Genomic DNA, 16404 nt, shown 5'->3' with positions numbered 1-16404 from the left:
TCGCCATAAAATTTTAATAGTATAAAGACAGTCGAAAAAAGCGTGGAATCTGCTTTTCGGCTGTTTTTTTATGGGTTGATCTGTAATAAAGGGCATTTACATTGACGGAAGGAGTAATTTCCTTCATAAGGGGGATGAAGGCCAAAAAGCAGAACTGGAAAGCGAGCCCTGTCCTTCATAAGGCGGATAAATAACAATTAGCAGAATCTGAAAGCGAGTATTGTTCTGATCGTCCATGTCAGTGATACTGTGCCCTCAATACACCTTCAACTGATCCTTGCAAAACATGGCAGGGGTCATTTTTTGTTGCTTTCCTTAAAAATGGAAAGTTCCGTTTTTCCGGAAGGTTAGTTTCCGAAATTCCGGAAGGTGGTCTATTGCAATAAACGTGGAATGCCTAAAACACGGAATTTTCTAAGTTATTTATAAATGGCATAAAACTTGCTAAATGAAATATGTGGGAGGTCATTTTTTGAAAGCGTTTACTAGTGAAGTGTTTTCCTGCAAATACACAAAAGGGGGATTTATATGGATTTATTGGTTATTTTATTGGCGCTGGGGTTATTAATGTTTGTTGCTTACCGCGGTTATTCTGTTATTTTATTCGCCCCAATCTGTGCACTTTTAGCTGTTTTGCTCATTGCCCCAAGCCATGTTTTGCCCTTCTTCTCTGGCGTGTTTATGGAAAAAATGGTCGGCTTTATTAAATCCTATTTTGCTGTCTTTCTGTTAGGAGCTATTTTTGGAAAAGTTGTGGAAATGTCAGGCATAGCTGAGTCTATCGCCAAGACGATTGTCCGCTTGCTTGGTGCCAAACGGGCCATGCTGACGATTGTATTGCTAGGCGCAATATTAACATACAGCGGTGTCAGTTTATTTGTTGCGGTGTTTGCTATATATCCGTTTGCAGCGCAAATGTTTAGACAGGCAGATATTCCGAAACGGCTGATTCCAGGTACGATTGCTCTCGGCGCCTTTACCTTTACAATGGATGCACTGCCAGGAACGCCGCAAATTCAGAACGTCATTCCCATTGCATTTTTTAAAACAAATATTTATGCTGCACCCACTCTTGGGATTATAGGCGCGGTAATAGTTCTGGCATCGGGACTATTATATTTAGAATCGAGAAGGAAAAAGGCTCAAAAGGCAGGCGAAGGATATTATGGGTTTGAGGCGGAAACAGCCGCTGCTCTGGAAAAAGAACTGGCTGAAATGAAAGAACTTACTCTTCCCGATTTATCAACTGAACAATCATGGGCAAAGCAGTTCCTTGCCTTTGTTCCCCTGATCTTAGTTGGAGTCACCAATAAACTTTTTGTAACGTATATTCCCAAATGGTATCCGCATGGTTTTGATTTTACAGCGCTGGGCTTGAAAACTTATACAGTGGACGTAGCCGTACTTGCTCCTATCTGGGCGATCATAATGGCGCTGCTCGTTGGAATTGTGACATCGATTGCCTACGATTGGAAAAGAGTCATGAAAGACTTCAAGAATGGTTTGAATACAGCTATAGGAGGATCCTTGCTGGCCACCATGAATACCGGGGCGGAGTATGGATTTGGCGGTATTATTGCTGCTCTTCCTGGGTTTGCCAAAATCAGCGCCGGCATTTCCGGAACGTTCACAAATCCGCTTGTAAATGGTGCCGTGACAACAAGCACCCTTGCAGGGATGACCGGTTCTGCATCTGGCGGGATGGGGATTGCCTTAGGGGCGATGGCTGAAAAGTATAATCAGGCAATCGCAGCTGCAAAAATCCCACCTGAAGTTATGCACCGTGTCGTGGCAATGGCATCGGGCGGCATGGACACCCTCCCCCATAACGGAGCAGTAATCACCTTGCTCGCGGTAACAGGACTAACGCATAAACAATCGTATAAAGACATTTTTGCAATTACCATTATTAAAACCTTGGCTGTATTTGTGATTATTGCCCTTTACTCGATTTTTGGAATCGTTTAATCGTTTGGAAGTTGGATGTTTATTAGATTAGGAGGCACAGCCATGAATCATACATTGGCAGGAAAAACAGCATTTATAACCGGTTCGGCGAGTGGAATTGGCTTGGCGATCGCTAAAGCATTTGCCATTGAAGGTGCAAATATAGTGATTTCTGATTTAAATGCTGAAAAAGCAAATCAAGTGGTGTTTGAGCTAAAAGAACAAGGATTTCAGGCAATCGCTGCCCCTTGTGACGTAACGAAGGAGGAGGCATATAAAAATAGTCTTGAATTGGCTCGGAACACCTTCGGAACGATGGATATTTTAGTAAATAATGCCGGGTTGCAGTATGTGGCCCCGATTGAGGAATTTCCAACGGAAAAATTTGAACTGCTTATAAAGGTGATGTTAACGGCTCCATTCATTGGGATTAAACATGTGTTCCCTTACATGAAGGAACAAGGGTTTGGCAGGGTGATCAATATCGCTTCCATTAATGGGCTTGTGGGCTTTGCCGGCAAAGCGGCCTACAATAGCGCCAAACACGGAGTCATCGGTTTGACGAAAGTGGCGGCATTAGAAGGTGCTCCTCACGGAATCACGGTCAATGCCTTATGTCCCGGCTATGTTGATACCCCGCTTGTAAGAGGGCAGTTGGCTGATTTGGCCAAGGCAAGGAATGTCAGCTTGGATGATGCCGTGGAGGAAATCCTATTGCCGCTTGTTCCGCAAAAGCGACTGTTATCCGTATCAGAAATTGCCGATTATGCCGTTTTTTTAGCAAGCGATAAAGGCAGGGGCATAACAGGTCAGGCGGTCGTCATGGATGGCGGATACACAGCTCAATAACAAAGACACCTGCACGATGATCAGCGAAGGCAAGCATGATTTTTAAAAAATGAAAAGGAGAACCTTCGGTAGGGTTCTCTAATTTTTTTGCTTTGTTCAAGGAAGTTGCTGGGGATAAAAAACTATTAGATTTTTAATACACCAACAATATACAGAATGTTCAGTTATCGTTTGCTATAATAATCATATGGAGTACGGCAAGGAGGGAATATAGGTGAGCCAAGCTTTTAACAAAGTACCGCTAAGCTGGCATGAGCAAATGATCAATCTGTTATCTGAACGGGTGGTCATTGTGGATGATACAGGAACAATTTTATACATAAACGAAGGGTATTGCCAGTTTATCGGGACGACGATGGAGGAAGCAATTGGCAGGCCAGTACAGGATGTGATTGAAAATACCAGAATGCACATTGTGACCAAAACAGGCCAGGAAGAACGGGCGTCTGTTCAAAAAATCAATGGCAGTGAAATGATAGCCAATCGTTTTCCTATATTTCAGGATGGGAAAATTGTCGGTGCGGTGGGAAATGTAATGTTTCGTAACCCCGAAGAATGGCTGATGTATAAAACCAAGATTCAAAATCTCGTGGACGAATTAAATTATTATCAAGCAAAAGTACATAAAGATTTGCGCAGTAAATATAGTTTTGAGGATTTAATTGGAAGCAGCTCTAAGTTTCTGACGGCAAAGACATGGGCTAAAAGAGTTTCCGGAAGCAATTCAACGGTGTTATTAATGGGGGAGTCGGGTACCGGGAAAGAATTGTTTGCCCATGCGATTCATCACGAAAGCACCCGTTCAGCTACTCCATTTGTGGCAATTAACTGTTCCTCCATCCCGGAGCACCTGTTTGAATCGGAATTGTTCGGTTATGAGGATGGCGCATTCACCGGTGCGAAAAAAGGCGGCAAGAAAGGGCAAATTGAATTGGCTAGCGGGGGGACGCTTTTTTTGGATGAAATCGGAGATATGCCGCTTTCGATGCAAAGTAAACTCTTAAGAGTACTGCAGGAGAAGGAAATTGTCCGTGTTGGGGGACATAAATCAATACCAATCAATGTTCGGATTATCACTGCTACTCATCGAGATTTAGAAAAGATGGTTGAAAAAGGAGGCTTCCGCCAAGATTTATTTTATCGTTTAAATGTGATTAAAATCGATATTCCGTCGCTAAGGGAACGAAAAGAAGATATTCCTTCGATTGCCAAACAATTGTTAAAAAAGCTGGAGGCGAGATTTTATCGCAATGGTATTGAGTTATCAGCAGAGGTTATTGAACGATTACTGCAGCACTCCTGGCCGGGGAATATCCGCGAGCTGGAAAATATTTTGGAACGTTCTATTAATATGCTGGATGGTAAGACGATAAAGCTGCTCCACCTGCCTTTATATTTGCGAGATTGTGAGACAGAAGAAATAGATGGTGGAAATCCTATAGATTCCCCTGTTTTTCAGTCAGTATCCAAACCTATACCTGTTCAGCCGCTGAAGGAGACGCTGGCACAGATAGAAAAACAAGCAATTCAACAAGCGTTAGCCAGGACAAACGGCAACAAGCTGGAAGCCGCAAAGCTGCTGGAAATCGGCAAAACGAGCTTTTATGATAAATGTAAGTTATTTGAGATTAATTAAGACTGAGTTGCACGGGAAATTTCAAAAAGGTGGAGGTCTTGAACCTAAAAAAAAATACCTGACTCAATTGAGCCGGCATGCAGCAGCTTTTTGAGTCAGGTATATTTTCAGATTAAAAAGATTAAATGGCGTTTCTTTTATCTGATGAGGTGCTATTTTCTCTTGATCTTAAGTCGTCGTTAACTTTTTGTCCTTGTTCAAAATAGTCTGTTTTAAATCCGCTCTTGACTGCCCAGCTATAGAACAAGAGAGACATAAAGGCTATGAAAACCATATCCCAGCCGAATGGAAGGATGTTACGCCCGCCAAACTTTTCACTGCCAATGTAAGAAACGATCATCATACTTAACAGGTAAAAAACCATCCAAAGTCCGCCCATGAAGTTTTGACGGAATCCTTTCCATTTTACTTTTGCTTGATAATAAAAGTAGATAGGAAGGCCGATGATGATGATCAACAGTACTTCACCTGTTAACGGCCATTTTGCCCAATACATAACTAAAGAGGCAAAAATAAATCCAAGCGGTGAAATCACATTTAATCCTTTTAGACGTAACGGACGGTACAAGTTTGCTCCTGTTCGTCTTAATGACATAACTGTAACTGGTCCGGTAATATAAGAGATCAACGTAGCTACTGAAATAACTTCGGCCAATACTCCCCAGCCTCTAAATAGGAAGAGAAACAAGAATGCTACGCCTAAGTTTAAAAACATGGCTTGACGCGGGATACCATATATAGGGTGTAGTTTTCCGAAAATGCTTGGTAAGTACTTGTTCTGTTCCATCCCATAAATCATTCGTGCTGTTGTGGCAGTGTACGTAATGCCTGTCCCGGAAGGTGAGATAAAAGCATCCGAGTAAAGCAGAATCACTAACCAGTTTATGCCTAAAGAAAGCGCTAAGTCGGCAAAAGGTGAATTGAAATTTAAATGATGCCATCCTGATGCAATCATAGAAGGGTTAACTGCTCCTATAAAAGCAATTTGCAAGAATACATAGATAACAGTTGCAATTAAAAGGGAGCCAAGAACCGCAAAAGGAATAGAACGGGCAGGATTTTTGGCTTCTCCGGCCATATTAATCGGACTTTGAAAACCATTAAAAGCAAAAACAATGCCAGAAGTCGCTACAGCCGTGAGAACACTGGCCCAGCCATTAGGGGCGATACTGCCAGCAGACGTAAAGTTCGCTGCATGAAAACCTGCGAATAAAAGAGAACCAATCGTAAGTCCGGGAATAATGATTTTAAAGACAGTAATAAGGGAATTAGCCTTTGAAAACAAACTGACAGTCCAGTAATTTAAGAAAAAGTAGATAATTATTAATACAGAGGCAATAGCCAAACCTCTTCCAGTAAGGCTTCCATTTGCTACTAAACTATGTGTCCACTGTGCCCATTTCCACGGCCATGAACTCATATATTGGACAGATGCTACTGCCTCCACTGGAATAACAGAAACGATGGCAATCCAATTGGCCCAGGCCGCTAGAAATCCGGCAAAAGAACCATGAGAGTATTGCGTGTATCTTACCATCCCTCCGGCTTCAGGGAACATGGCTCCAAGTTCACTGTATGAAAGAGCAATAAACGAGATAACAATCATCCCAATAATCCACGAGAAAATTGCTGCCGGCCCAGCTATTTGTGCAGCTCGCCATGCTCCGAATAACCAACCTGATCCAATAATAGATCCCAATCCTACCATTGTTAACGAAAAAGTACCCATCCTGCGTTGCAAATTTTTCAAATATTTTGCTCCTCTCATGTTATGTAGTAAAAAAGATAGAAGAATAGTTCTTAATAACGAATCTATAGACCTACCTTGTATTCGTTTGGCTGTTAGTTAGCGTAAACAAAATAAAACGTTTTCATAAAAATCGATAAAAAATCCCCCCTAATTCTCTCAACGTGCTCCTTTTTGAAGAAGTCTTTGATCTTTTGGCGATGAGAGAGTAATAGCTTTACTGCAAATGTCCGTAACACAACACCTCCTCTGAACAATATATCATAATACGCAATGTGCGCACCATATTTTGAATTATAGACTGAAAATATCAAAAAATCAATATTTTGTATTCAATTCGCGAACCTCTGCCGTCCCCTTAAGCGAGTCATGGTTTTGTTATAAAAAAATGTCTGGTTTCATTCGAATCACCCAGACATTTTTTTAAAACTATTATTATTTAACTACGCGGATCTTTTCGGGCGACTCCTGTATGCTGAGCAGCTTTTACGACAGCTGCGCGTACAAGCTCCACAACCTTGTCGTTGAACACACTAGGGATAATATAGGACTCACTTAGTTCTTCATCTGAGACAACGGATGCAATGGCTTTGGCCGCTGCCAACTTCATTTCCTCGTTAATTTCAGTTGCGCGGCAATCAAGTGCCCCGCGGAAAATTCCAGGGAAGCAAAGAACATTATTGATTTGATTTGGATAATCGGACCGGCCTGTAGCCATAACTCGAACATATGGCTCTGCCAATTCAGGGTCAATTTCCGGCATAGGGTTTGCCATCGCAAATACGATTGGATCCTTAGCCATTGTTTTGACATCTTCGACTGTTAATAGGCCAGGTGCCGAAACACCGATAAAGACATCTGCTCCAGTAATTACTTCGGATAATGTCCCTTTTAAGTTATCCGGATTTGTCAGCTGTGCATATTCATTCCAATGTTCATTTTCATATTGAACGTCACGATGAATGGCACCCAGCTTGTCCACCCCGATAATATTCCGTACACCGGCAGATAAAAGTATTTTAGAACAGGATATTCCTGCTGCACCGATTCCCGTAAGAACAACTTTAATATCTTCAATCTTCTTATTCGTAATTCTCAAGGCGTTTAAAAGCCCTGCTAAAAGAACAACAGCCGTTCCATGCTGATCGTCATGGAAAACAGGGATATCGAGCTCTTCTTTCAGTCTCTTTTCAATTTCAAAGCAACGTGGTGCGGCGATATCTTCTAAATTGATTCCCCCGAATGCGGGAGCGACTGCTTTAATGGTACGAATAATTTCTTCCGTATCCTGTGTGTCTAAACAGATCGGAAAGGAATCAATGTTGGCCATTTGCTTAAAGAGCATGGATTTCCCTTCCATTACGGGCATAGCGGCAAATGGACCGATATTTCCAAGACCAAGAACGGCAGTCCCGTCCGAAATGACAGCCACTGTATTCCGCTTAATGGTTAAGGTATAAGCCTTTTCAGGTTCCTCTGCAATCGCCGTACAAACATTGGCAACACCTGGTGTATAAACCCTTGCCAAATCCTCTCGGCTCTTAATTTTCGTTTTCAGTGCTGTCTCAATCTTTCCGCCGAGATGCATAATAAACGTGCGGTCAGAAACCTGTAATACCTTAACACCCTTCAGCTTTGGCAACAGCTCACAAATAAGTTCTCTTTGTTTTACACCATGAATATTGATCGTAATATCACGAATGGATTGGGTTTTATTTGAGGAAATGACATCCACTCCAATGATGTCCCCTCCAGCTGCACTAATGCAGCTGACAATTTCAGCAAATGAAAAAATTTCTACATCCAATTGCAACCGTATAATAATATGTGTACTTGAGCCTGTTTTGGTTGACAATTTTAATTCCTCCTCTTTTATGACAGCCAGTCGAAAGGGCTGGCGAAAAGAAGCTGATCTAGTACCATTTCCTTAACAGATAAGGGCTCTGGCACCTTTCAAACTCCCTTATTAAAATTGTGAACTTATTTTAACATAGTCGTATGGACAATACTAGAAAAAAGTACGCGAATTGAATACATTTTTTGAAAAATATGAAGGTAAATTCAATTAATTCTGATTTAAATGCGCGTTTTGAGGAAAGTTAATTTTTCGGAGAAAATCAAAAAGAGATAATCATAAGAATGGTAAATTTTACATTGGTTGATTTGTTAAAATCCTCTTAAAATTCCGTTACAAAAGGTTTATTTTTTTAGTATAATCCTGTAGTATAAATTTACTAAACAATAAAGAGATACAGCCTTTTTGGGGGATGTGGAATGGTGAAAGTGGCGGTTAACCTCTACGAGATTTTTATACTATTAAACCAATCCTAAAGCGGCAGTATTTGATAACTGGCTGGAGGTAAAATACATCCTATGGAGAACGTCTCGAGTACTTACTATTTACCCCTGGTTCTTTTTTCGATCATAATCGCCATTGTGGATTCATATGTGGCACTTAATCTTGGAATTCGAATAAATAAAGCAAAAGGTAATGTTCGGTATATATGGCTTATTACTGGTGCCTTTGCAATGGGTTTGGGAATATGGTCCATGCATTTCATCGCCATGCTGGCCTTCCATTTGTCCATTCCCGTTATGTACAATGTAACATTGGTCATTGTTTCGATTATTCCTGCCATTATTTCTTCAGGCTTGGCTTTATATATTATGAGTGTATTTTCTAAGAGGAAAGCACAAGCCCTTCTAAGTGCCCTTTTTATTGCGATCGGAATCGTTTCTATGCATTACATAGGAATGAAAGCGATGGAGATGCGGGCGGTCATCCATTATAACCCACTTATAGTGACTCTTTCTGCGATCATTGCCTTTATCACCTCTTTAGTGGCTATCTATCTATTGTTTTTCGTCAGTCAAAATGCCCATATCCCAAGAATATGGCGGAAGAAAACTGTTAGTGCCCTTATAATGGGGATTGCTATAACCGGTATGCATTACACCGGAATGTCTGCTGCCCATTTTCAGGTGTATCCACATTTTTTAAGTTCCCCAGGATCGCCATATGGCAGTACGCTCTTAGCCTATTCTATTGGAATAGGAATATTGATCATATTGGGCTTGGTTTTTATTGGAACCATTATTGACAAACAATTTGAGTCACAATCGATAGAATCGGAAAGAAAGTTTCACTCGCTAATAGAGTCTGCAAACGATGCTATTATCATAGCTGATTGTAAGGGATCGATTGTTTTATGGAATAAGGGAGCTCAAACTATTTTTGGATATGAGGAAAAAGAGGTCATTGGGCAAAATCTCCAAATCATTGTACCCGAACGATATAGAGAAGCACATCGAAAAGGAATGCAGCGATATGTAACTACCCGGAAACCACAAGTGATCGGGAAAACACTGGAAATGCATGGTCTAAGGAAGGACGGAAGTGAATTTCCAGTTGAGCTTTCACTATCCAGTTGGCAGGAGCATGGAAACATGTTCTTTAGCAGTATCATCCGAGATGTGACGGAACGAAAACTGGCAGATGAAAAAATCAATCAAATGGTCTATCTTGATCCTTTAACAGGATTACCTAATCGGCATTTATTAAATGACCGGATTACTCAGGCACTAGAGCAGGAAACGGAACATAATCAGACAATTGGCATTATGTTTATAGATTTGGATCGTTTTAAGTTTATTAATGACACCTTGGGACATGCGGTCGGTGATCAATTGTTAGTGGAGGCGGCACAAAGAATTCAAGCCTGTGTGGGCAGATCGGATACCGTTTGCCGCCAGGGCGGGGATGAATTTATTGTCCTCCTTCCGAATACATCTTCTGAAGAAGTATCTAAAAAAGCTAAGCTTATCCTGCTTTTATTTAATCAATCGTTTGTGTTGAATGAACACGAGATGTTTGTGACACCATCGATCGGAATTTCTTTATATCCGTCAGATGGCCAGGATAAAGATACTTTAATCAAAAATGCTGACACAGCTATGTATCGTGTCAAGGAGCAAGGGAAAAATAGTTTTCAGTTTTACACACCGGAAATGAATGAAATTGTTTCGAAAAAGTTGCAGATGGAGATCGGTCTTCGAAAAGCATTGGAGCGCAAAGAATTTAAGCTCTATTACCAGCCGCAGGTGAATGTCATCTCAGGGAAATTAATTGGGGTAGAAGCTCTGATCCGATGGCAGCATCCGGAAATGGGGAATATCTCTCCTGCCGATTTTATCCCATTGGCAGAGGAAACTGGATTAATCATTCCGATTGGCGAGTGGGTGCTTTATGAAGCATGCCGCCAAAATAAATCCTGGCAGTTGGAAGGGTTTCCGCCAATAAGAATGGCAGTCAATATGTCTTCTCGCCAATTCCAGCATAGCAATCTAATTGAAGTTATTCATAAAGTATTAAAGGAAACCGAACTTGAACCCAAATTTCTGGAGCTTGAGCTGACGGAAAGCATTATCCAGGACTCAAAGCATGCGATTACGACCATGCATAAATTAAAAGATATGGGGATTTATTTATCGATTGATGATTTTGGAACAGGTTACTCTTCCTTGAGCTATCTAAAAACTTTCCCGATCGATACATTAAAGATTGACCAGACCTTCACCAAAAATATATTTACTGATTTTAAAGATGCTTCTCTTGTCGATACCATTATTAATATGGCCCACAATCTGGAATTAAAGGTAATTGCCGAAGGTGTGGAGACGGTCCAACAGCTTGAGTTCCTTCAGCAACGGCGCTGTAACGAAGCACAAGGCTATTATTTTAGCCGGCCAATCTCGGCAGATGAAATGTCTATTGTGATGAAGAAACAATTCCTATCTAAGATCCGGTAAAGCTATTTAAGCCTCTCTTTTAGTCGAAAGAGAGGCTTTTTTTGTTTATTCTTTTTCTGCTTTTTTTGTTAAAAGATAATGTTTGATTCCATCTAATATTCGTTCCAGTCCAAATCCGAAGTCATCCCCTATAGGGTTTTCGTCATTGCCGTAATTTCAAATGGGAGAATTGTTTCACATGGAACATCGGACGTATTTGGTGGGCAGTTGGCTGGTGTTTATTGATCCTGATTGGGTCCATGATAGGGTCTCCTTGGATGTTTAAAAAGAAGGCGGGCCGCCGATAAATAGGATTTCCTAATAAAATTGCTTGAAGCTTTGATTCAAGCATTTTTGTTGTTAATTGAGATAAAAGGGAGATAAGTTGCGAGAAACGTGCGCTAAACGAGACAGGAAAACGGCTTTGAGCTACATTTAAGTTAGGCAATCGCGAAATAAAGCTTTTTGAAAAACAAAAGCAAGTAATTTGAGATAAAATAAAGGGATACTAATAATAAAGTTTTTTATTGATCTGGGAGGAATGAATTTTGGAAATTGGTGTGACGACGTTTGTTGAGACAACGCCGGATGTTCGGACCGGGGTAGTCATCAGTCATGCGCAGCGATTGCGTGAAGTGGTGGAGGAAATTGTCCTTGCTGACCAAGTGGGTCTGGACGTTTTTGGTGTGGGTGAGCATCACCGAAAGGATTATGCGGCCTCAGCACCGGCTGTTTTATTGGCAGCGGCAGCATCACAGACAAAGCGGATACGCCTGACCAGTGCGGTTACTGTCCTATCTTCGGATGATCCAGTTCGTGTCTTTGAACAATTTGCGATGGTGGATGGCCTATCAAATGGCCGGGCAGAGATTATGGCGGGGCGCGGGTCCTTTATCGAGTCCTTTCCACTGTTTGGCTACGATATAAATGACTATAATGAGTTGTTTGATGAAAAGCTTGATTTACTATTGCAACTGTGTGGCTCCGAGAAAGTGACTTGGAGCGGCAAGCATCGGCCGTCTATACATAATCTTGGTGTTTATCCGAGGCCTGTTCAGAATCCTTTACCTGTTTGGATTGGCAGCGGCGGGACACCCCAATCGGTTGTTCGGGCAGGCATGCTCGGACTCCCGCTCGTTTTAGCTATTATTGGCGGCCGTCCGTTGCAGTTTGCGTCCCTGGTTCAGCTCTATAAGAGAGCGGCTGCGCAAGCTGGTCATGATGTTTCCAAGCTAGCGGTTGCCACCCATTCACATGGTTTCGTGGCTGATACTACAGAAACAGCTGCAGAGAAATTTTTCCCGCCTACCCAGCACGCAATGAATGTGCTTGGCCGTGAGCGGGGCTGGGGACATTATGACCGTGCCAGCTTTGATGCTGCCAGAAGCTTTGAGGGTGCCTTGTACGTAGGTGATCCAGAAACTGTTGCTGAAAAAATAATTCATCTTCACAACCATGTAGGGGTTACAAGGTTCATGCTTCACGTACCAGTAGGAACGATGCCGCATGAAGATGTCATGCGGGCAATTGAACTGCTCGGCACCGAGGTAGCCCCACGGGTTCGGGAAGCGGTATCTGGGTGATGTAGGGGAGTTTTTTACTGGCGGATAGGCAGCGGTTATGGTTGGATCACCCAACATTTCTGTCGCAGCTAAAAAAATAAGGCCCTCTTCGTTCTTTGTTGCGGTTAGGACTGCTTTGTTGGATACACAGGCAAAAGAGTTCGAATCAGGTGTCTATTGGGACAGGTATGAAGGATACACAGGCGAACGAGTCCGAATCAGGTGTTTATTGGGACGGGTATGTAGAAAACACAGACGAACGAGTCCGAATGAGGTGTTTATTGGGACAGGTATTTAGGAAAAACAGACGAATGTGTCCGAATCGGGTGTTTATTGGGACAGGTATGAAGGATACACAGTCGAATGTGTCCGAATCAGAGGTTTATTGGGACAGGTATTTAGGAAAAACAGGTGAACCTGCCCGAATGAGGTGTCTATTGGGACAGGTATTTAGGAAAAACAGGTGAACGAGTCCGAATCAGGTGTCTATTGGGACAGGTATTTAGGAAAAACAGGTGAACGAGTCCGAATGAGGTGTCTATTGGGACAGGTATGTAGGATACATAGTCGAATGTGTCCGAATCAGAGTCCGTTCCGTTCTGTTTGAAAAACAGCAATCTTGGTGAAAACAGCAAAATAAACATCAAAAAAGAGGGTGTATACACCACACCCTCTGATTTTCACTCTTCTGTATCAGTTGAAGCATTTTCTGATTTTAACGATCTTTTGGCTCTTACGAAGGCAGCGAACTCGATGATTTCATCCCTGGACAAAAGTTCTCCGTCTAATGAAAGTTTATGGTCGGAGTCTTTTATTAAGTTTATAAGCTCAATGGGGGCATCGTCTTCTTCTGTTCGACCTAATATATAATCAACCGTTGTTTCAAATAAATTGGCAATTTGGGATAAGGATTGGAGGGATGGTTCACGGTACCCTGATTCATATCCTGCATAAGTGCTTTTCGCAATTCCAAGCTGATCGGCGGTATCTTGTAAGGACCATTTGCGCATTTTTCTTAATTCTGATAAACGTTGCAGCATGCTCTCAAACTCCATTTTCATAATATTGAACTCATTATAACATAGTAATAAGGGCTAGACTAGAAAAAAAGTACGCGAATTGAATACAATGTCTTGATTTTTAGAAATAAAGTTCTATAATTACTTATATAAATACGCGTTTCGCGAAATTATTTCCTCACTATGGAGATGTTGCATATGAAGAAAATTTTATTGATTGCTACTGGTGGAACTATTGCTTCAGTAAAAGGAAATGAAGGACTAGTTCCGGGATTATCTGCAGAGGACTTGCTTCATTACTTGCCTGAAGCACAGGGCGATATGAAAATTGACGGAAAAATCTTAATGAATATTGATAGTACAAATTTACAGCCTGAACATTGGGTGAAAATCGCGGATGCCGTTTATAAAGACTATGATCAGTATGACGGATTTGTTATTACTCATGGAACAGATACGTTAGCCTATACCTCCTCCGCACTTTCTTATATGCTGCAGGGATTGGAAAAACCAGTGGTTTTAACCGGATCACAGGTTCCCATCAGCTTCAAAAAAACAGATGCCAAGAAAAATGTGGCCGATGCCTTAAGGTTTGCTTGTGAAGACATTGGTGGAGTCTATATCGTTTTTGACGGCCGAGTGATTATCGGAACAAGAGCGGTCAAAATGCGGACAAAGAGCTATGATGCATTTGAAAGCATTAACCATCCATATGTGGCCAATGTTCACAAAAATGAAGTGAAATATCACTGGAAGCCGGATGATTCTGCACAGAAGAAACTTTCATTAAATACGAATTTGTGCACCGATGTATTTTTAATGAAATTATATCCGGGCACAAAGCCAGAGATTTTTGATTGCCTAAAAGATTTATATAAAGGGGTCATTATTGAAAGCTTCGGAAACGGCGGCTTGCCTTTTGAAGGAAGAAACCTGCTGACTAAAGTGCAGGAGCTTACGGAAAAAGGGATTGCAGTTGTCATCACAACACAATGTCTGGAAGAAGGGGAAGATCTGCTTCTATATGAGGTTGGACGCAAGGTAGCACAGCACCAGGTTATTTTGACAGGGGATATGAATACTGAAGCAATTGTGGCAAAATTAATGTGGGCCCTTGGGCAAACCAACTCTCTCGACAAGGTGAAAGAAATCATTGAAACACCGATGGCTGGGGACCTATCAAACAAATCAGATAAAGAAGACTAACATTTTTGCTAAATTGAGGAGAGCGAGAACTATGTCAGGCACAACAAGCCAAATGCGATTAGAAAAAGATTTTCTAGGGACGAAAGAAGTACCTGCCGAAGCCTATTATGGCATCCAAACGCTTCGTGCGGTTGAAAATTTCCCCATTACTGGATATCGAATTCACGAGGAATTAATTAATGCCATGGCCATCGTGAAAAAAGCAGCGGCGTTGGCGAATATGGATGTGAAACGCCTCTATTCCGGTATTGGCGAGGCAATCGTAAAGGCTGCAGAGGAAATGATAGAAGGCAAATGGCATGACCAAATTATTGTTGACCCAATTCAAGGCGGTGCAGGAACTTCTATAAACATGAATGTCAATGAAGTAATTGCGAACCGCGCCATTGAAATAATGGGGAAGGAAAAAGGAGATTATGCTAATTGCAGTCCTAACTCCCATGTCAATATGTCGCAATCTACAAATGATTCTTTTCCTACAGCGATCCATATTGCTGTTCTGAAGCTTTTGGAAAAATTGCTAGTCACTATGGAAGATATGCATGCAGTATTTCAGGAAAAAGCGGAGGAATTTAATCATGTGATTAAAATGGGCCGCACCCATCTTCAGGATGCTGTACCTATTCGGCTTGGCCAGGAGTTTGAAGCCTATAGCCGAGTATTGGAGCGGGACATTAAGCGGATTAAACAATCACGTCAGCATTTATATGAATTGAACATGGGGGCAACGGCTGTTGGCACGGGACTAAACGCAGACCCTCGTTATATTGAATTAGTAGTCAAACATCTCGCAGACATCAGTGGCTTGCCGGTAACCGGTGCTGAGCATCTTGTGGATGCTACGCAAAATACCGATGCTTATACAGAAGTATCTGCGGCATTAAAAGTTTGCATGATGAACATGTCTAAAATTGCCAATGACTTGCGTTTAATGGCTTCTGGTCCAAGAGCAGGTTTAGGTGAAATCACATTGCCTGCCAGACAGCCTGGTTCTTCCATCATGCCTGGTAAAGTCAACCCAGTTATGGCCGAAGTGATTAATCAGGTTGCTTTCCAAGTTATTGGAAACGATCATACCATCTGCCTTGCATCGGAAGCAGGTCAGTTGGAATTGAATGTTATGGAGCCTGTTCTCGTATTCAACCTGCTGCAATCGATTAGCATTATGAACAATGGTTTCCGCACTTTTACTGAACATTGCTTAAAAGGAATCCAAGCAAATGAAGAAAGATTAAAAGAATATGTTGAGAAGAGTGTGGGCGTCATTACAGCGGTGAATCCTCATTTAGGATATGAAGCAGCGGCCAGAATTGCAAGAGAAGCTATTTTGAGCGGCAAATCTGTCCGTGAACTATGCTTGAAATATGATGTCCTGACAGAAGAAGAGCTGAATTTAATTCTGGACCCGTATGAAATGACTCATCCAGGTATCGCGGGTGTCTCGTTATTAGAAAAAGATTAATATTTTAAGAGACTTACTGTTCGATCAATTATTTTTACTATTGAAATTCGAATAAATCCATCCCAAAAGGGCTTAAATTGCTGCTTCCCGCACCTTTTAAGCCCTTTTTGCATTAGGAGGAGACTGTTGAGCCTTTCCCTGCTCAGTTTCCAAAATGGAATTTGGCTGCTTTTATGGTGTCTTAGTCG

11 protein-coding genes are annotated in these 16404 nt (G+C 41.7%); 8 read left to right on the top strand and 3 right to left on the bottom strand.

All coding sequences use genetic code 11. From position 1 onward, the window contains the following. Positions 1 to 528 precede the first annotated feature (528 nt). From HPT25_RS07500 to HPT25_RS07490, 3 genes are all read left to right on the top strand, one after another. Positions 529 to 1968 carry a GntP family permease gene (locus HPT25_RS07500; RefSeq protein ID WP_173062161.1) on the top strand — a complete coding sequence of 480 codons (1440 nt, stop codon included), beginning with the start codon at positions 529 to 531 and terminating at the stop codon, positions 1966 to 1968. Positions 1969 to 2022: 54 nt separating this feature from the next. After that, positions 2023 to 2796: a 3-hydroxybutyrate dehydrogenase gene (locus tag HPT25_RS07495; RefSeq protein ID WP_246277311.1), complete on the top strand. Its 774-nt coding sequence runs from the start codon at positions 2023 to 2025 to the stop codon at positions 2794 to 2796. Between the two features lie 214 nt (positions 2797 to 3010). Further along, positions 3011 to 4432, top strand: a complete 1422-nt coding sequence (locus tag HPT25_RS07490) for a sigma-54 interaction domain-containing protein (protein ID WP_312857276.1) — start codon at positions 3011 to 3013, stop codon at positions 4430 to 4432. 121 nt (positions 4433 to 4553) lie between these two features. Here the strand turns inward: HPT25_RS07490 and aimA are convergent, their stop codons facing one another. Both aimA and HPT25_RS07480 read right to left on the bottom strand, forming a co-directional pair. Further along, positions 4554 to 6182, bottom strand: coding sequence for a glutamate/serine transporter AimA (aimA, locus tag HPT25_RS07485; protein WP_173062155.1), 1629 nt, complete (start codon positions 6180 to 6182; stop codon positions 4554 to 4556). Positions 6183 to 6618: 436 nt separating this feature from the next. Then, positions 6619 to 8034, bottom strand: a complete 1416-nt coding sequence (locus HPT25_RS07480) for an NAD-dependent malic enzyme (RefSeq protein WP_173062152.1) — start codon at positions 8032 to 8034, stop codon at positions 6619 to 6621. 518 nt (positions 8035 to 8552) lie between these two features. On the opposite strand from HPT25_RS07480, the gene HPT25_RS07475 reads away from it, so the two are divergent. From HPT25_RS07475 to HPT25_RS07465, 3 genes are all read left to right on the top strand, one after another. Then, positions 8553 to 10988, top strand: coding sequence for a bifunctional diguanylate cyclase/phosphodiesterase (locus HPT25_RS07475; RefSeq protein WP_246277161.1), 2436 nt, complete (start codon positions 8553 to 8555; stop codon positions 10986 to 10988). Positions 10989 to 11515: 527 nt separating this feature from the next. Further along, positions 11516 to 12550, top strand: a complete 1035-nt coding sequence (locus HPT25_RS07470) for an LLM class flavin-dependent oxidoreductase (RefSeq protein ID WP_173062149.1) — start codon at positions 11516 to 11518, stop codon at positions 12548 to 12550. A 149-nt stretch (positions 12551 to 12699) separates the two neighbouring features. After that, entirely contained in the window at positions 12700 to 12996 is a 297-nt protein-coding gene (locus HPT25_RS07465; RefSeq protein ID WP_173062146.1) for a hypothetical protein, read from the top strand. Between the two features lie 213 nt (positions 12997 to 13209). Here the strand turns inward: HPT25_RS07465 and HPT25_RS07460 are convergent, their stop codons facing one another. Further along, positions 13210 to 13569: a helix-turn-helix domain-containing protein gene (locus tag HPT25_RS07460; RefSeq protein ID WP_173062143.1), complete on the bottom strand. Its 360-nt coding sequence runs from the start codon at positions 13567 to 13569 to the stop codon at positions 13210 to 13212. 177 nt (positions 13570 to 13746) lie between these two features. Between HPT25_RS07460 and HPT25_RS07455 the strand changes: the two genes are divergently transcribed. Next, entirely contained in the window at positions 13747 to 14754 is a 1008-nt protein-coding gene (locus HPT25_RS07455; protein WP_173062140.1) for an asparaginase, read from the top strand. A 31-nt stretch (positions 14755 to 14785) separates the two neighbouring features. Next, complete coding sequence (aspA, locus tag HPT25_RS07450; RefSeq protein ID WP_173062138.1) at positions 14786 to 16216, top strand: aspartate ammonia-lyase; 1431 nt, start codon at positions 14786 to 14788, stop codon at positions 16214 to 16216. Positions 16217 to 16404 lie beyond the last annotated feature (188 nt).

Source organism: Neobacillus endophyticus, assembly GCF_013248975.1.
GTDB classification, from domain to species: domain Bacteria; phylum Bacillota; class Bacilli; order Bacillales; family Cytobacillaceae; genus Neobacillus; species Neobacillus endophyticus.
The sequence above is the reverse complement of the archived record's forward strand: the minus strand, read 5'-3'. Positions and strand labels throughout refer to the sequence as shown.

Coding starts and splice junctions, on each gene's coding strand:
- HPT25_RS07500 (WP_173062161.1), top strand. CDS start 529: ATGGATTTATTGGTTATTTTATTGGCGCTGGGGTTATTAATGTTTGTT.
- HPT25_RS07475 (WP_246277161.1), top strand. CDS start 8,553: ATGGAGAACGTCTCGAGTACTTACTATTTACCCCTGGTTCTTTTTTCG.
- HPT25_RS07460 (WP_173062143.1), bottom strand. CDS start 13,569: ATGCTGCAACGTTTATCAGAATTAAGAAAAATGCGCAAATGGTCCTTA.
- HPT25_RS07455 (WP_173062140.1), top strand. CDS start 13,747: ATGAAGAAAATTTTATTGATTGCTACTGGTGGAACTATTGCTTCAGTA.
- aspA (WP_173062138.1), top strand. CDS start 14,786: ATGTCAGGCACAACAAGCCAAATGCGATTAGAAAAAGATTTTCTAGGG.